General features: G+C 62.9%; 15 protein-coding genes, 1 other RNA gene and 1 pseudogene. 5 read left to right on the forward strand and 12 right to left on the reverse strand.

Annotation, left to right across the window (positions count from 1 at the left end; all coding sequences use genetic code 11):
• Nucleotides 1–24 precede the first annotated feature (24 nt).
• Both P9273_RS27820 and ssrS read right to left on the reverse strand, forming a co-directional pair.
• Nucleotides 25–612: a 5-formyltetrahydrofolate cyclo-ligase gene (locus P9273_RS27820; RefSeq protein WP_278051644.1), complete on the reverse strand. Its 588-nt coding sequence runs from the start codon at nucleotides 610–612 to the stop codon at nucleotides 25–27.
• 84 nt (nucleotides 613–696) lie between these two features.
• Nucleotides 697–852, reverse strand: a non-coding RNA gene (gene ssrS / locus P9273_RS27825) — 6S RNA.
• Nucleotides 853–1,015: 163 nt separating this feature from the next.
• On the opposite strand from ssrS, the gene P9273_RS27830 reads away from it, so the two are divergent.
• The 5 genes from P9273_RS27830 (at nucleotide 1,016) to msrB (ending at nucleotide 4,679) form a co-directional block, all read left to right on the forward strand.
• Nucleotides 1,016–1,855, forward strand: a complete 840-nt coding sequence (locus P9273_RS27830) for an AAA family ATPase (RefSeq protein ID WP_278051646.1) — start codon at nucleotides 1,016–1,018, stop codon at nucleotides 1,853–1,855.
• A gap of 75 nt (nucleotides 1,856–1,930) precedes the next feature.
• Nucleotides 1,931–2,377: a GNAT family N-acetyltransferase gene (locus P9273_RS27835; RefSeq protein ID WP_278051647.1), complete on the forward strand. Its 447-nt coding sequence runs from the start codon at nucleotides 1,931–1,933 to the stop codon at nucleotides 2,375–2,377.
• Between the two features lie 200 nt (nucleotides 2,378–2,577).
• Nucleotides 2,578–2,982, forward strand: a complete 405-nt coding sequence (locus P9273_RS27840; protein ID WP_278051648.1) for a type II toxin-antitoxin system HicB family antitoxin — start codon at nucleotides 2,578–2,580, stop codon at nucleotides 2,980–2,982.
• Between the two features lie 9 nt (nucleotides 2,983–2,991).
• Nucleotides 2,992–4,182, forward strand: coding sequence for a vWA domain-containing protein (locus tag P9273_RS27845; protein ID WP_278051649.1), 1,191 nt, complete (start codon nucleotides 2,992–2,994; stop codon nucleotides 4,180–4,182).
• Between the two features lie 92 nt (nucleotides 4,183–4,274).
• Complete coding sequence (msrB, locus tag P9273_RS27850) at nucleotides 4,275–4,679, forward strand: peptide-methionine (R)-S-oxide reductase MsrB (RefSeq protein WP_041004627.1); 405 nt, start codon at nucleotides 4,275–4,277, stop codon at nucleotides 4,677–4,679.
• A gap of 114 nt (nucleotides 4,680–4,793) precedes the next feature.
• On the opposite strand, the gene P9273_RS27855 is transcribed toward msrB, so the two are convergent.
• The 10 genes and pseudogenes from P9273_RS27855 to P9273_RS27900 all read right to left on the reverse strand — a co-directional run bounded on the left by P9273_RS27855 (nucleotide 4,794) and on the right by P9273_RS27900 (nucleotide 15,547).
• Entirely contained in the window at nucleotides 4,794–5,090 is a 297-nt protein-coding gene (locus tag P9273_RS27855; protein WP_041004625.1) for a hypothetical protein, read from the reverse strand.
• A gap of 10 nt (nucleotides 5,091–5,100) precedes the next feature.
• Entirely contained in the window at nucleotides 5,101–5,541 is a 441-nt protein-coding gene (locus P9273_RS27860; RefSeq protein WP_041004623.1) for a hypothetical protein, read from the reverse strand.
• A gap of 22 nt (nucleotides 5,542–5,563) precedes the next feature.
• Nucleotides 5,564–5,824: a DUF2312 domain-containing protein gene (locus P9273_RS27865; RefSeq protein WP_040991643.1), complete on the reverse strand. Its 261-nt coding sequence runs from the start codon at nucleotides 5,822–5,824 to the stop codon at nucleotides 5,564–5,566.
• A gap of 153 nt (nucleotides 5,825–5,977) precedes the next feature.
• A complete protein-coding gene (pyc, locus tag P9273_RS27870) occupies nucleotides 5,978–9,436 on the reverse strand; it encodes a pyruvate carboxylase (protein ID WP_278051650.1) in 3,459 nt (1,152 codons plus the stop codon).
• 271 nt (nucleotides 9,437–9,707) lie between these two features.
• Nucleotides 9,708–10,823 carry a branched-chain amino acid ABC transporter substrate-binding protein gene (locus P9273_RS27875; RefSeq protein WP_041004619.1) on the reverse strand — a complete coding sequence of 372 codons (1,116 nt, stop codon included), beginning with the start codon at nucleotides 10,821–10,823 and terminating at the stop codon, nucleotides 9,708–9,710.
• Nucleotides 10,824–10,960: 137 nt separating this feature from the next.
• Entirely contained in the window at nucleotides 10,961–11,308 is a 348-nt protein-coding gene (locus P9273_RS27880) for a DUF6867 family protein (RefSeq protein ID WP_041004617.1), read from the reverse strand.
• 15 nt (nucleotides 11,309–11,323) lie between these two features.
• The gene (locus P9273_RS27885; protein ID WP_201412215.1) at nucleotides 11,324–12,052 is read right to left on the reverse strand and encodes an ABC transporter ATP-binding protein; all 729 of its coding nucleotides are present in this window, start codon (nucleotides 12,050–12,052) and stop codon (nucleotides 11,324–11,326) included.
• Nucleotides 12,053–12,084: 32 nt separating this feature from the next.
• Nucleotides 12,085–13,248, reverse strand: a pseudogene (locus P9273_RS27890) (ABC transporter ATP-binding protein); the annotation flags it as partial.
• Nucleotides 13,248–14,639 (reverse strand): high-affinity branched-chain amino acid ABC transporter permease LivM, encoded by a 1,392-nt coding sequence (livM, locus tag P9273_RS27895; RefSeq protein WP_278051651.1) that lies wholly within the window; start codon nucleotides 14,637–14,639, stop codon nucleotides 13,248–13,250. The gene livM and the pseudogene P9273_RS27890, both read right to left, overlap by 1 nt.
• A gap of 5 nt (nucleotides 14,640–14,644) precedes the next feature.
• Entirely contained in the window at nucleotides 14,645–15,547 is a 903-nt protein-coding gene (locus P9273_RS27900) for a branched-chain amino acid ABC transporter permease (RefSeq protein WP_041004611.1), read from the reverse strand.
• Between the last annotated feature and the right edge of the window lie 264 nt (nucleotides 15,548–15,811).

Raw genomic sequence — 15,811 nt, forward strand, 5'->3', positions numbered from 1 at the left:
AAGACCATGAGCCCAAAGGACTATCTACAATTGGGGCGTGAACCGGCGCAACCCGCTCTCGGTCAGTATTTCCGGAATGACGACGTCATGGTTCTCTTCCGGCACCCGCTCGACTTCCTGGCAGTCGAAGGCGATGCCGATCAGCCTGGGGGTGATGCCCTTGTCGGCGAGCCTAGCTATGGCGCGATCATAATAACCGGCGCCGTAGCCTATGCGGTGGCCACGAGCGTCGAAGGCGGCGAGCGGCACCAGCATCAGCGTCGGGTCGAGCTCCTCCGCCTCGTCATGCGGCCCGACCGTGCCGAAGCCCATCTCGACCATCGGCGCGCCGCGCACCAGCTCGCGGAAGACGATCGTAGTCTTGTCGAGGATCGCAGGCAGGCAGAGCCTGGCGCCCTTCTCGCGCAGCGCGAACATCAGCGGCCGCACATCCACTTCCGAGCGCATCGGCCAGAAGCCGGAGACGACGCGGCCCGGCTCGAAGTCTATCTTTTCCTTCGCGGTCTCAGCCATTTCGAGCGCGATTTCCACGCGCCAGAACTCGTCGAGCGCATCGCGTCGCGCCAGCGCTTCCTTGCGAAGCTGTTTTTTCAGGTCTTTGGAAGGTGACATGCGCGAGACGTTAGAAAAGGTCAGATTTGGATGGAGGCTTAGGAGCGACGTTTTTCTAGCGCATGTCTCCCAGGAACGGGAGAGTGGCGATCCACACAACCGGTGGAGAGGTCGATCCCGGGTGCCTACAAAGTAGGTGGGCGCCGTGTGAGAAAACCCACGGGTCTTCCCAGGGACAGCTCCCTAAGGATCGATAAGGCCCCGGGGATAAGTTTCTCCTGCCGGGAAGCGCAGACCGCCGAGAGCAAATATAGGCGGATGGTAGGCCGTGCGCCAGAGAAACGAGCGACCATTTGCGCGTAATTCGTCTTGCAGGCCATCCCGATCAGACGCTCTTCGGCAACCGCCCTTGCGCGGCCCGTCCGGCGTCCTTACGGTCGCCGCAAAACGGCCAGGAGAAAAGATGCGTTTCGAAGGCACAGCGGCCTATGTCGCCGACAAGGATCTGATGGTCGCGGTCAACGCGGCGATCGCGCTGGAGCGGCCCTTGCTGGTCAAGGGCGAGCCCGGCACCGGCAAGACCGAGCTTGCCCGCCAGGTGGCGGCCGCACTTGGGCTCGATTTCATCGAGTGGAACGTCAAGTCGACCACCAAGGCGCAGCAGGGCCTTTACGAATATGATGCCGTCTCGCGGCTCCGGGACAGCCAGCTCGGCGACGAGCGCTTCAACGACATCGCCAACTACATCAAGCGCGGTAAGCTGTGGGACGCCTTCGCGGCACAAAAGAAGGTCGTGCTGTTGATCGACGAGATCGACAAGGCCGACATCGAGTTCCCCAACGACCTCCTGCAGGAGCTCGACCGGATGGAGTTCTTCGTCTACGAGACCGACGAGACGATCCGCGCCGCGTTCCGGCCGATCGTCATCATCACCTCAAACAATGAGAAGGAGCTGCCGGACGCCTTCCTGCGCCGCTGCTTCTTCCATTATATCCGCTTCCCCGACATCGAGACGCTGCACCGCATCGTCGAGGTGCATTATCCGGGCATCAAGCAGAACCTGGTGCGGGCGGCCCTCACCCAGTTCTACGAAATCCGTGAGGTGCCGGGCCTGAAGAAGAAGCCTTCGACCTCCGAAGCGCTCGACTGGATCCGGCTTTTGGTCGCCGACGACATAGCGCCCGAGGATTTGCGCGCCGATCCGAAGCACATGCTGCCGAAACTGCATGGCGCGCTGCTGAAGAACGAGCAGGACGTGCACCTGTTCGAGCGCCTGGCCTTTATGGCGAGACGGCAGCAATAGCGCTTTCCCCTTCCGTGGACCGTTGCCGGCAAGCTGCCGCTGCCGCAGCTTCGGGCCAAAATATTGGAGGAAAAAATGTCCGAGATCACCATCCGCCCGCTCGCTCAGTCCGACCACGCCGACTGGCGCCGGCTGTGGACCGCCTATCTGACCTTCTACGAGACGAAGCTGCCGGAAGAGGTCTATGCGATCACCTGGAAGCGGCTCTTCACGGATGGCGAGTTCGAGCCGAAGGGTTTCATCGCCACGCTCGACGGCAAGGCCGTCGGCCTCACTCACTATCTCTATCACCGCTCCTGCTGGTCCGGGCAAAATAACTGCTATCTGCAGGACCTGTTCGCCGACCCGGAGGTGCGCGGCAAAGGCGTGGGCGCGGCGCTGATCAAGGCGGTGCAGGATGAGGCCGGCAAGATCGGCGTGAAGAACGTCTACTGGATGACGCACGAAACCAACGCCACCGCGCGCCGGCTCTACGAACACGTAGCAAGGCGGACAGGCTTTATCGAGTACGACCTGCTATAAGGCGGCATCGGTTGAAACCGCTCAGATCATAGCGAGGCTGTTACGCGACGGCTGGACGAACATCGGTGGCGGCAAGCACGATAAATACGAGCATACTGAAAACCGGATGTCACGATTGTCGTGCCGCGGCACCGCGAGCAGTCTCCAGGCGTTGCACGCTCGATCGCCAAGCTCGCCGGATGGATTTGAGGTCTGATCACATGACGCACTATGTCGGAATTCTGGATGGCGTTGACGATGTCTGGGGGGTTCGGATCCCTGACCTCCCGGGCTGCCATGGCGGCGGCGCCAGCCCCGAGGAGGCGATCGCCGATGCAACAGCGGCGGTTCGCGAGTGGGCTGAAACCCGGTTGGCAAAGCACGTCTCGCTGCCCGAAGCACGAACGGTGGCGAACCTGCTAAGATCGGGTGAGATCGATAGCGCCGCAGGCGAGTCTGCCGTCATGATCCCGCTGCTGATCGACTCCGGTCGGCCAGTCCGAGCCAATCTGTCGTTGGACTCAGGTCTGCTTGCGGCGATCGATGCCGAAGCCAGCCGCCGAGGCCTGACGCGCTCGGCCTTCATTGCAAGTGCCGCTCGCGAGAAGATCGAGGGGCACCGATAGCGTCCGGCGATGTTCATCCCCTTCTTCCTCGAACTGAAGGCCGCGCGGGTCCCTGTTTCGCTCAGGGAATATCTGTCGCTGCTGGAAGGACTGGAGGCCGGGCTGGTCGACTATGACGTCGAGGCCTTCTATTACCTCGCGCGCTCGTCCCTGGTGAAGGACGAGCGCCATATCGACCGTTTCGACCAGGTCTTCGCGCATGTCTTCAAGGGCGTCGAGACGCTTGGCGGCCCGGATGCCGTGGAGGTCGCCAACATCCCGGAGGAGTGGCTGCGCAGGCTCGCCGAAAAGCACCTGACCGAGGAGGAAAGGAAGCTGGTCGAGGCTTTGGGCGGCTTCGACAAGCTGATGGAGACCTTGAAGAAGCGGCTGGAGGAACAGAAGGGCCGGCATCAGGGCGGCTCGAAATGGATCGGCACCGGAGGCACCTCGCCCTTCGGCGCCTATGGCTACAACCCCGAAGGGGTTCGCATCGGCCAGCATGAAAGCCGGCATCGCCGCGCGGTGAAGGTCTGGGACAAGCGCGAATTCAGGAATTTCGACGACACCGTCGAGCTCGGCACCCGCAACATCAAGGTGGCGCTTAAGCGGCTGCGCCGGTGGGTGCGCGAGGGTGCCGAGGAGGAGTTCGACCTGCCCGGCACCATCCACGCCACCGCCGAGCACGGCTATCTCGACGTCAAGACCAGGCCAGAGCGGCGCAATGCCGTGAAGCTCCTGATGTTCTTCGATGTCGGTGGCTCGATGGATGACCATATACGCGGGGTCGAGGAGCTGTTTTCCGCCGCGCGCGCCGAGTTCCGCCAGCTCGAATATTTCTACTTTCACAATTGCCTTTACGAGCGCGTCTGGAAGGACAATCGCCGCCGCCTTGCCGAGACCATCCCGACCTTCGACCTGATCCACAAATACGGACCGGACTACAAGGTGATCGTCGTCGGCGACGCATCGATGAGCCCTTACGAGATCATGCATCCCGGCGGCTCGGTCGAGCACTGGAATCCGGAGGCTGGCAATGTGTGGCTGGCGCGCCTGTTGCAGCAATGGCCGAACGCGATATGGCTCAATCCCGAAGCCGAGAAGAACTGGCGCTACACGCATTCGATCGCCATGATCGGCGAGATCTTCGGCGGCCGCATGTTCCCGCTGACATTGGCCGGTCTCGAAGCTGCGACAAGGCAGTTGTCACGCAAGCACTGAACGCTTTCGCTGGCAGCACCTGTAACAAACGCCTATGTTTCGGCGAATACCCATTGCAAGCAACAACGAGCCGCCAAGGCCGAGGAGATTCCATGGACACCCACGCCTATCCCGTCACCCGCACTGATGCCGAGTGGCGCGCCCGGCTGACGCCGGAGCAGTATGCCGTCATGCGCAATCACGGCACCGAGCGCCCCGGCAGCTGTGCCCTGCTCTACGAGAAGCGCGCCGGCACCTTCTATTGCGTCGGCTGCGACCAGCCGCTGTTCGAATCCAAGCTGAAATTCGAGAGCGGCACCGGCTGGCCGAGCTTCAACGATCCGGTCCCGGGCTCGATCGAAACCACCGTCGACCGCAGCTACGGCATGGTCCGCACCGAATGCCATTGCTCGCGCTGCGGCAGCCATCTCGGCCATGTCTTCGAGGACGGCCCGCCGCCGACCGGCTTGCGCTACTGCATCAACGGCGTGGCGCTGCGCTTCGAGCCGGCCGCTTGATGCCTCGGAAATGACTTCGCAAAGGGCGGCTTCGGCCGCCCTTTTTTGCATGGAGCAATTCCAGGAAAAGTGTGACGCGGTTTTCCGTTCGGAATTGCTCAATAGAGAAGATTCTCAAACGACGACCGTCGCGATCAGCCAGAGCGCCGAGCCCAGCATCGTCAGCTGTCCCTTGAGCCCACCGGTTTTCTCAGCCGTTCGCCAGACGGCGATCGTCAGGAAGATGTTGTAGGGAACGGGGAGGAAATGCACCGCCAGCACCAGCCAGAGCGGCAGCTTCAACCCGAGCAGGATCAGCGCCAGCGCCGAAGAGGCGACGTTCAAGATCGTGCCCACCAGCAGCATGTCGCGCCAGAACAGCCGGTCGAGCGGCGCTTCGCCCCTCCAGCGCTTGGAGAAAAAGCCCGTCATCGCCGGCGACCTATCTTTGCCCCAGAATGTCGGTCACAGCTTCTTCGAAGCGTGAGCATTCCGTCACCAGCCAGTCGGTCATGGCCGGCCAATTGTCTTCGGCGTAGCAGTTCACGTGCCATAGTGAATTGATGCCGAGGTCTTGCACGCTCTGCTCGGGCCTGAGCTTCAGCCTGGATTCGATCGCCGGCTGGAACGGCTTCAGCCTCGACCAGGATTGCGTGGCCCCAAACTTCTCGTTGCGCCCGAAGAAGACGCCGACATGGTTCTGCGCCGGCGCGACATACATCGAAAGCACCAGGGCGAAATCCGGCAATCCGCGCTGCCAGAACCACGGTCCGCGTCGCGCCATCCTTGCCCTTTCCTCCGGGTGCCGCTCGGCGAACAGCGCCCAGAAGCCGCGATGGCGGAACTCCGAGGCCCGGCGGCCGCCGAAGTCGAATTCGTTCATGGCCGTCCTCCGGCCATGAGGCTTACACCATGCCGAGAGCGGCCTTGTAGAGATCCAGAATGGACTCCTCCTCCTGGCGCTCGGCCTGGTCCTTCTTGCGCAGCCGCACGATGGTGCGGATCGCCTTGGTGTCGAAGCCGGTGCCCTTGGCCTCGGCATAGACGTCCTTGATATCGTCGGAGATGGTCTTCTTCTCTTCCTCGAGCCGCTCGATACGCTCGATGATGGTGCGCAGCTGGCCGGCGGCTACAGTCTGGCTGGTCTCGGTGATTTCGTCGGCCATTTTTTTCTCCGCGTCTTCTTGAAGCCGTGGCGATTCCCGCCACGGCGAATTGGAGCGGGTTCCCTGCCCGAGCGGGCGCGGCGGGTCAAGACACTTGTCGAGCGGCTGTGGACGGCTGCTGTCAGCCGCCCGTGAGGCATCGCGCTCCGACCGTCATTTGAAAGCGATCAGCAGATCCTTCGCATCGATCTGGTCGCCGGCCTTGACCAGCACCTCGGCGATCTCGCCGTCGCGCTCGGCATGCAGCGCGGTCTCCATCTTCATCGCCTCGATCGACAAGAGCACGTCGCCCGCCTTGACCGCCTGTCCGGCGGCCACGGCAAGCGCCGACACGACGCCGGGCATCGGCGCGCCGACATGCCCCTCATTGCCGGGCTCGGCCTTGCGGCGCGCCTTGGCGGCGGAAGCGCCATGCGCCCTGTCCGGCACCTTGACGCGGCGCGGCTGGCCGTTGAGCTCGAAGAAGACGGTGACCATGCCCTTGTCGTCGACTTCGCCGAACGCCTGGCAGCGAACCACCAGGGTCTTGCCCTTCTCGATGTCGACGAAGATCTCGTCTTCCGGCTTCATGCCGTAGAAATAGGCCGGCGTCGGCAGCACGCTCACCGGCCCGTAGGTCTCCTGCGCCGCGGCGAAGTCGGTGAACACTTTCGGATACATCAGCCAGGAGGCGAACTCGTATTCCGAGAGCTTGCGGTCGAGCTTGCCCTCGATATCCTTGCGGCTGGCCTTGAGGTCAGCGGGCTTCAGGAGCGAGCCGGGCCGCACGGTGATCGGCTTCTCGCCCTTCAGCGCTTTCTTCTGCAGCGCCGCCGGCCAGCCGCCGGGCGACTGGCCGAGATCGCCGCGCAGCATCGACACGACGGAGTCCGGGAAGGCGATGTCCTTGGCCGGATTCTCGACATCGGCGACGGTGAGGTCCTGGCTGATCATCATCAGCGCCATGTCGCCCACTACCTTGGACGACGGCGTCACCTTGACGATGTCGCCGAACATCAGATTGACGTCGTGATAGGCTTGCGCGACCTCATGCCAGCGCGTCTCCAGCCCGAGCGAGCGCGCCTGTTCCTTGAGGTTGGTGAACTGGCCGCCCGGCATTTCGTGCAGATAGACTTCCGAGGCGGGTCCCTTCAGGTCGCTCTCGAAGGCCGCGTACTGGTTGCGCACCGCTTCCCAATAGAAGGAGATGCGGCGGATCCATTGAGGGTCGAGGCCGGGATCGCGTTCGGTGCCCTTCAGCGCCTCGACGATCGAGCCGAGGCATGGCTGCGAGGTGTTGCCCGAAAAGGAATCCATCGCCGCGTCGATGGCATCCACGCCGCTCTCCACCGCCGCCAGCACCGTCGCCGCCGACAGGCCCGACGTATCATGCGTGTGGAAATGGATCGGCAGGTCGGTCGCCTCGCGCAGCGCCTTGAACAGCGCGCGCGCCGCGGCCGGCTTCAACAGGCCCGCCATGTCCTTGACGGCGATGATGTGCGCGCCGGCGGCCTCCAGCTCCTTGGCCAGCCCGACATAATATTTGAGGTCGTATTTGGCGCGCGCCGGATCGAGGATGTCGCCGGTGTAGCACATCGCCGCTTCGACCAGCTTGCCCTCGGCGCCGACGGCATCCATGGCGACCCGCATGTTCTCGACCCAGTTCAGGCAGTCGAAGACGCGGAACAGGTCGACGCCGCCGCTCGCCGCCTGCTTGACGAAATGCTGGACGACATTGTCGGGATAATTGGTGTAGCCGACGCCGTTGGCGCCGCGCAAAAGCATTTGCAGCAGAAGATTGGGCGCCGCCTCGCGCACCTTGCTCAGCCGCTCCCAAGGGTCCTCGGTGAGAAAGCGCATGGCGACGTCGAAGGTGGCGCCGCCCCAGCATTCCAGTGACAACAGTTGCGGCAGCGCGCGTGCATAGGTGCCGGCGATGCCGACGATGTCATAGGTGCGCATGCGCGTGGCGAGCAGCGACTGGTGGCCGTCGCGCATCGTCGTGTCGGTAACCAGCACCTGGCGTTCTCCACGCATCCAGGCCGCGAATTTCTCGGGACCGAGCGCATCGAGCCTCTGCTTGCTGCCGTCCGGGATATGGCCGTTGAGATAGGGCACCACGGGGGCGGCCGCCTGCGCCTTCGGCATCGGCCGGCCACGCGTTTCGGGGTGGCCGTTGACGCTGACATCAGCCAGATAGGTGAGCAGCTTGGTGGCGCGGTCCTGCCGCTTCACCTGCTCGAACAGTTCCGGCGTCGTGTCGATGAACTTGGTCGTGTAGGAATTGTCGGCGAAGCGCGGGTGATTGATGATCGCTTCGAGAAAGGTGAGGTTGGTGGCGACGCCACGGATGCGGAACTCGCGCAGCGCCCGGTTCATGCGCGAGATCGCCTCGCCGGGCGTCGGCGCCCAGGCCGTCACCTTTTCCAAGAGCGGATCGTAGAAGCGGGTGATGACCGCGCCTGAATAGGCGGTGCCGCCATCGAGCCGGATGCCGAAGCCGGCCGCCTCGCGATAGGCGGTGATGCGGCCATAGTCCGGGATGAAATTGTGCTCCGGATCCTCCGTGGTGATGCGGCACTGCAGCGCGTGGCCGTTGAGCCTGATGTCTTTCTGCGCCGGCACGCCCGATTGCTTGGTGCCGATGGCGAAGCCGTCGAGGATATGGATCTGCGCCTTGACGATGTCGATGCCGGTCACCTGCTCGGTGACGGTGTGCTCCACCTGGATGCGCGGATTGACCTCGATGAAGTAGAACTTGCCGGTGTCGGCATCCTGCAGGAACTCGACCGTGCCGGCACCGATATAGCTGGTCTCACGCGCGATCTTGAGCGCATAGCCGCAGAGCTCCTGGCGCAGCGCCTCGCTGAGATAGGGCGCCGGGGCGCGTTCCACGACCTTCTGATTGCGGCGCTGGATCGAGCAGTCGCGTTCGAACAGATGCACCGCATTGCCGTGGGTGTCGCCCAGCACTTGCACCTCGACATGGCGGGCGCGCTCGATCAGCTTTTCGAGATAGACCTCGTCCTTGCCGAAGGCGGCCTTGGCTTCGCGCTTGCCTTCCATCACCTCGCGCGCGAGGTCGGCTTCGGAACGGATGGCCCGCATGCCGCGGCCGCCGCCGCCCCAGGATGCCTTCAGCATCACCGGATAGCCGATTTGCGCGGCGAGCTTCTTCACCTCGTCCATGTCGTCGGGCAGTGGATCGGTCGCCGGGACCACCGGCACGCCGACCTCGATCGCCAAATTGCGCGCGGCGACCTTGTTGCCCAGCCTGCGCATCGTTTCCGGCTTCGGGCCAATGAAGGTGATGCCGGCCGCGGCACACGCCTCGGCGAATTCGGGGCTTTCCGAGAGCAGGCCGTAACCGGGATGGATGGCGTCGGCGCCCGACAGCCTGGCGACCCGGATCACCTCCTCGATCGACAGATAGCTCTCGATCGGGCCCATATCCTTGGTGAGATGCGGTCCGCGGCCGACCTGATAGCTCTCGTCGGCCTTGAAGCGGTGCAGCGAATATTTGTCCTCCTCCGCCCAGATCGCCACGGTTTTGAGACCGAGCTCGTTGGCCGCGCGGAACACGCGGATGGCGATTTCGGACCGGTTGGCGACGAGGATCTTCGTGATGGCCAAGGACTGGGCTCCAGCAGCGTAAGGGAGATGAACCGGCGCAATGATTAGCGTGAAAATGCTGCAGCGCAAACAAATTTGCGCGACAGCTAAAACGATTTAACTCGCTTGTTTGCGCCAAACCGTCATTGCCGTTCTCTGAACATCGGCGATCGGAGGTGGACGGGTATTCCGAGCGCGGCGCGGAGCTTTCGGCAGTGCCGCAAACCCGCAAAACGAAAATGCCCGGCGCGTACGCCGGGCATCCCCGAAAAGTCGGCTTGAACTTGCCGGCTTATTTCTCGAAGTAGCTGTACTTGCCGTCGTCGCCCTTCTTCCACTCGTAGACGACATAGTCCGGACGGGTGATATCGCCCTTGGCGTCGTAGCCGATGTCGCCGATGGCCGTCTTCCAGGTGTTGGCCCGGATCGTCTCGGCAACCTTCTGCGCATCGTCGGCCGAGCCGGTCTTGGCAATGGCCTGGGCGATGATCTGCACGGCGGCATAGGAGTAGAGCGTGTAGGCTTCCGGCTCGAAGCCGGCGGCGCGGAACTTCTCGACCACTTCCTTGGCGGCCGGATTCTTGCGCGGATCCGGAGCGAAGGTGTTGAGTGTGCCGGCAACGGCATCACCCGCGATCGAGGCCAGTTCGTTGGAGACGATGCCGTCGCCCGAGAACAGCGGCGCCTTCAGGCCCTGGTCGGCCGACTGACGGATGATCAGGCCGGCTTCGGTGTGCAGGCCGCCCCAGTAGATGAGCGTGACGCCGTTTTCCTTCATCTTGGCGATGAGGGCCGAGAAGTCCTTATCGCCGACATTCACGCCTTCGTACAACACTTCCTTGATGCCGTTGGCGTTCAGGTTCTTCTTGGTCTCGTCGGCAAGGCCCTGGCCATAAGGCGTCTTGTCGTGGATGATGGCGATCTTGGCATCCTTGAAGTTCTTGGCGATATAGTCACCGGCCACCTTGCCCTGCTGGTCGTCACGGCCGCAGGTGCGGAAGGTGTTCCACATGCCGCGCTCGGTGAACTTCGGATTGGTCGCCGCGGGCGTGATCTCAAGGATACCGTTCTCCTGATAGACTTCCGAAGCCGGGATCGAGACGCCCGAATTGAAGTGGCCGTCGACGAACTTGACGCCGTCAGCGACGAACTTGTTGGCGACCGAGATGCCCTGCTTGGGGTCGGAGACGTCGTCGCCGATCTCGAGCTTGAGCTGCTGGCCGAGGATGCCACCCGCCGCGTTGATGTCGGCGACCGCCTGTTCCGCGCCCTTCTGCAACTGCGCGCCGAAGGCGGCGTTCGGACCGGTGATCGGACCGGCGACGCCGATCAGGATGTCGGCCCACGCGCTGCCGCTGAACGCGACGAACGCGGTCAGCGCCACGGCGGACAAAAGTGATTTTTTCATTGAAACGCTCCCATTTACGGAGTGGGCGTGGATGATACTTTCATGCGATGCCCACCCTTATCGCAGAAAGCATAGAATGCCGATTTTCAGGCACTTGTCACGCCGATTCATGTCCCGAAACGGCGTAATGGTGAACGTCAACCCTTCGGTTTCCAGCTTAACAAGGAAGCTCTTTCATAGAGCCAGTTATACTGCGTGACCATTTGGTTGGTGCGCGTGTATTGATAGCCGAGGAAGCCCAAGATCATCAGCACGATGGTGTCGACGATATAGTAATGCAGCGAGAACATCGTGCCCTCGAACAGCGCGTGATGGATGAACCTGACGCCGATGCCGAGGCCGAGCATGTAGAAGAACAGCTGCAAGTGGCTGCTCCAGGTCTGCGCCGCCGCCTTGCCGGTCATCCACGCCGCCCAGCCGCCGAGCAGGCAGGTGACGAACAGGAACTGCCAGATCGAGGCTTCTTCGTAGAGAATACCCATGATTGATCTCCCCCGATCTCAGTGATGTCCGCCTTCGAGATAGGCGGCGCGCACTTCCGGATTGGCGAGCAGTTCCTTGCCGGTGCCGCTCATCGTCACATTGCCGTTGACCATGACATAGCCGCGCGTGGCGAGCTTGAGCGCGCCGAAGGCGTTCTGCTCGACCAGGAATACGGTCAGCCCCTGCGTCTTGTTGAGCTCGCGGATGGCGTCGAAGATCTGCTTGACGATCAAGGGCGCCAAGCCCAGCGACGGCTCGTCGAGCAGCAAAAGCTTCGGCCGCGCCATCAGCGCGCGCCCGATCGACAGCATCTGCTGCTCGCCGCCCGACAGCGTGCCGCCGCGCTGGGCGATGCGCTCTTTCAGTCGCGGGAACAGCGTGAACACCTTCTCGACGTCCTCGTCATAATGTTTGAGGTTGTCGAGGCTGGCGCCCATCTGCAGGTTTTCCATCACCGTCATGCGCGGGAAGATGCGGCGTCCTTCCGGCGACTGGGCAATGCGCAGTCGGGCGATCTCGTGCGTCGGCAGCTGGGTGATGTCGGTGCCGGCAAAGGTGATGGTGCCGGCGCGGGCTCGCGGAGCGCCGAAGATGGTCATCATCAAGGTCGACTTGCCGGCGCCGTTGGCGCCGATAAGCGCCACGATCTCACCCTGGTTGACCTGCACATTGACGCCGTTCAGCGCGCGGATGTTGCCGTAGTAGGTCTCGACGCCCTTGATGTCGAGCAGCGTTGTGCCGGCCATTACTTACGCCCTCCACGCTTGCCCGCTGCGGGTTTGGGCGCAGCTTCCTTGCCCTTCGAAGGGCCGCTCGCTTTCGCGGCTGGACTCTTGGCGGCAGCCTTTTTCGGCTCCGCCTTCGCGGCGCTGGACTTTGCGGCCGGCTTGGCGGCCGGAGTGGGTTTGCTGGCAACTGACGTGGCGCGCGCGTCGATCTGGGCCGCTTTCGAGGCGCCCTTCGATACGGTGACTCGCTCGCCCTCGTCGGCATGCTCGACGCTGTCGGAAACCGGCCCGGCCATCATCGAAGCGGAATTTCCCGGCCCGTGCGCCGCATCCGGGCCGGTATCGAGCTGCTCGATGACATCCTCGTCGCCGACTTCGGTGAGCACTTCCTGCACTTCCTCGTCGTCGACGCCGAGATAGGCGGCGATGACGCGCGGATCGGTGCGCACCGATTCCGGATTGCCGTCGGAGATTTTGCGGCCATATTCGAGCACCACGACATGGTCGGAGATCTGCATCACCACCGACATGTCGTGCTCGATCAGCAGAATCGACGTGCCGGTGTTGTTCTTGATGTCCATCAGGAGTTCGTTGAGCGCGGCCGATTCCTTCGGATTGAGGCCGGCGGCCGGCTCGTCCAGGCACAGAAGCTCCGGTCCCGTGCACATGGCGCGCGCGATCTCAAGGCGCCGCTGCGCGCCATAGGGCAGGTCGCCGGCCGGATCGTCGGCGCGGTCGACGAGGTCGGCCTTCTCCAGCCAGTGCCTGGCGAGCTCGATCGATTCGGCCGAGGCCTGGCGATAGCTTGGGAAGCCGAACAGGCCGAGGAAGGTGTAGCCAGAAGCCTTCATCAGCTTGTTGTGCTGCGCGACCAGAAGGTTCTCGAGCAGCGTCATGCCGGAGAACAGGCGAATGTTCTGGAACGTGCGCGCCACATTGGCGCGCGCCGGGATCTCATGGTTGGGCAGGCGTTCGAGCAGATAGGTCGAGCCGTCACGCTTGTTGAGCGTGATCATGCCCTCGGTGGGCTTGTAGAAGCCGGTGATGCAGTTGAACACCGTGGTCTTGCCTGCGCCGTTCGGGCCGATCAGCGCGGTGATCTCGCCGCGCCTGGCCTGGAACGTCAGGTCGCCGATGGCGACCAGGCCGCCGAACTTCATCGACAGATGCTCGACCTGCAGGATGAAGTCGTTCGAGGAAGGAGTCGCGTTCATCAGCCGTGGCCCTCCTTGGTGAAGGAGGCTGAGACCGCTCTTCGCTCCTTGAGGAAGGCCGTGGGCTCGCGGCTGCCGACGAAGCCGCGCGGCTTCCACAGCATGACGATGACCATGGCCATGCCGAACAGAAGCATGCGGTAAAGTTCGGGCGTGAAATCCGGCCCGAACACCGCCTTGAGGAAGTCGAGTTCGCGCAGGATTTCCGTGCCGCCGATCATCACCAGCGCCGCCACCGCGATGCCGCCCAGCGATCCCATGCCGCCGAGCACGACGATGGCGAGGATGATCGCCGATTCCAGGAAGACGAAGGATTCGGGGCTGACGAAACCTTGCCGGGCAGCGAAGAACGAGCCGGCGAAGCCGCCGAACATGGCGCCGGTGGCAAAGGCCGTCAGCTTGGTGGTGGTGGTGTTGATGCCGAGCGAGCGGCAGGCGATCTCGTCCTCGCGCAGGGCTTCCCAGGCGCGGCCGACAGGCAGCCGGCGAAGCCTGATGGTAACGAAGGCGGTCAGGAAGCAGAGCGCCAGGATCAGGTAATAGAGGAAGATCTTGTAGTAAGCGCCCGATTGGGTGATGTGCAGCACCTTGGCGATGTAGTTCGGGTCGGAGACATTGAACGACATCAGGCCGAAGAAAGACACTTTCGGGATGCCGGAGATGCCGGCCGAACCGTTGGTCACTTCGCGCCAGTTGATCAGGACCAGGCGGATGATCTCACCGAAGGCGAGCGTAACAATCGCCAGATAGTCGCCGCGCAGCCTCAGCACCGGGAAGCCGAGCATGACGCCCCAAAAAGCGGCCATGGCGCCGGCCGCCGGCAGCAGAATCCAGAAAGACAGCCCGTAATGCGTGCCGAGCAGCGCGTAGGCGTAGGCGCCGACGGCATAAAAGGCGACATAGCCGAGATCGAGCAGGCCGGCCAGCCCGATGACGATGTTCAGGCCCCAGGCCAGCATCACATAGATGAGGATCTGGATGCCGAAATTGTCGACCCATTTCAACGAGCCCTGGAAGCCGAAGAGCAGCACCATGGCAATCGGGTAGAGGATCAGCAAGGTAGCGCCGATCTTGTTGAAGTTCTGCCTGACGAAGCCGGGCTCGGCGACGACGGCGGGCGCCGCGGCCTTCTCGGCCCTCGACCGCTCCATGGCCGGAACGGCGTAAGCCATATAGAGGAAACGGCCGACGGTCACGGCAGCGACCACGATGGCCAGCAGGCCCCAGCGCTGCACCAGGATCAGTTCGTTGCTGATGTTCTGGTCGGTCCTCAGACCGATGAACAGCACGAACAGGCCAAGCGAAATGGCGCCCGCGTAAAGCGCCTCGCGGAAAGCACGTTGGATAGGAGTAGCGACGGCGTCGCGCTCCGAAGACACGGTAGCGGCCATGAGGATCAGACCTTTTCGACTTCAGGCCGGCCGAGGATGCCGGAGGGCAGGAAGATCAGCACGATCGCCAGGATCGAGAAGGCGGCGACGTCCTTGTAGTCGATCGAGAAATAGGCCGACCACATGCTCTCGATGAAGCCGATCAGCAGTCCTCCGAGCACGGCGCCAGGCAGCGAGCCGATGCCGCCGAGCACGGCCGCCGTGAAGGCCTTCACGCCCGGCACGAAGCCGTCTGAGAACACCACGACGCCATAATACATCAGGAACAGCGTGCCGGCGACGGCGGCAAGGGCCGCGCCCATGATGAAGGTGATGGAGATGGTGCGGTCGACGTCGATGCCGAGCAGCGCCGCCATCTTGCGGTCCTGCTCGCAGGCGCGTTGCGCCCGCCCCAGCGCGGTCCGGTTGACGAGGTACCAGAAGATCGCCAGCAGCACGATGGTGACGATCACGATGAGGATCTGCTTCAGCGAGACGCTGATGCCGTCGATCGTATAGACCTGGCTGACCAGCGGCGGGATCGGCTTGTTGCGCGGACCTTGCGTCACCTGCACGAAGTTGGACAGCGCGATCGACATGCCGATGGCGGTGATCAGCGGCGCCAGGCGGAACGACCCGCGCAGCGGACGGTAGGCAACCTTCTCGATCGTCCAGTTGTAGAGGCTGGTGAGAAGCATCGCCACGATCATCATGATCAGAAGCGCCACCACGACCGGCACCGAGTAGAACATCGCGCCAAGGATCAGGAAGACGATGAGCGCCGTGAAGGCGCCGACCATGAAGATGTCGCCATGGGCGAAATTGATCATGCCGATGATGCCGTAGACCATCGTATAGCCGATCGCGATCAGCCCATAGATCGATCCCAGCGTCAGCCCGTTGATAAGCTGCTGGACGAAATATTGCATATTTATGCGGCTCCCCTGGAATGTCGCCTTTCAGGACGCATTCCTTTTCGTATTTCCCCTAGTCGTAAAGTTTCGAGCCCGGATTGCAACGTGATTTTTCAATCGCTCCGCGCGGTTTGGAAGCACGCCGCCCGATTGCCCGTTTTATCGCGCCCGACCCCTGGACTATCGCGGACCCTATCATTGGCACAACGCAATGTCTTTGACGATTCAACCTTATGATGGGCCTCGTGTCGAAGAAACCAGCGTCAAAATAAATTGATG

The sequence above is a fragment of the Mesorhizobium sp. WSM4935 genome (assembly GCF_029625735.1).
In the GTDB taxonomy this organism is placed as follows: domain Bacteria; phylum Pseudomonadota; class Alphaproteobacteria; order Rhizobiales; family Rhizobiaceae; genus Mesorhizobium.

Bases quoted from the DNA above. Each gene is read 5' to 3' on its own strand.
- P9273_RS27900 (WP_041004611.1), bottom strand. From the start codon at position 15,547: ATGCAATATTTCGTCCAGCAGCTTATCAACGGGCTGACGCTGGGATCG.
- P9273_RS27860 (WP_041004623.1), bottom strand. From the start codon at position 5,541: ATGAACGAATTCGACTTCGGCGGCCGCCGGGCCTCGGAGTTCCGCCAT.
- livM (WP_278051651.1), bottom strand. From the start codon at position 14,639: ATGGCCGCTACCGTGTCTTCGGAGCGCGACGCCGTCGCTACTCCTATC.
- P9273_RS27820 (WP_278051644.1), bottom strand. From the start codon at position 612: ATGTCACCTTCCAAAGACCTGAAAAAACAGCTTCGCAAGGAAGCGCTG.
- P9273_RS27865 (WP_040991643.1), bottom strand. From the start codon at position 5,824: ATGGCCGACGAAATCACCGAGACCAGCCAGACTGTAGCCGCCGGCCAG.
- P9273_RS27830 (WP_278051646.1), top strand. From the start codon at position 1,016: ATGCGTTTCGAAGGCACAGCGGCCTATGTCGCCGACAAGGATCTGATG.
- P9273_RS27885 (WP_201412215.1), bottom strand. From the start codon at position 12,052: ATGGCCGGCACAACGCTGCTCGACATCAAGGGCGTCGAGACCTACTAC.
- P9273_RS27840 (WP_278051648.1), top strand. From the start codon at position 2,578: ATGACGCACTATGTCGGAATTCTGGATGGCGTTGACGATGTCTGGGGG.
- msrB (WP_041004627.1), top strand. From the start codon at position 4,275: ATGGACACCCACGCCTATCCCGTCACCCGCACTGATGCCGAGTGGCGC.
- P9273_RS27845 (WP_278051649.1), top strand. From the start codon at position 2,992: ATGTTCATCCCCTTCTTCCTCGAACTGAAGGCCGCGCGGGTCCCTGTT.
- P9273_RS27855 (WP_041004625.1), bottom strand. From the start codon at position 5,090: ATGACGGGCTTTTTCTCCAAGCGCTGGAGGGGCGAAGCGCCGCTCGAC.
- P9273_RS27875 (WP_041004619.1), bottom strand. From the start codon at position 10,823: ATGAAAAAATCACTTTTGTCCGCCGTGGCGCTGACCGCGTTCGTCGCG.
- P9273_RS27835 (WP_278051647.1), top strand. From the start codon at position 1,931: ATGTCCGAGATCACCATCCGCCCGCTCGCTCAGTCCGACCACGCCGAC.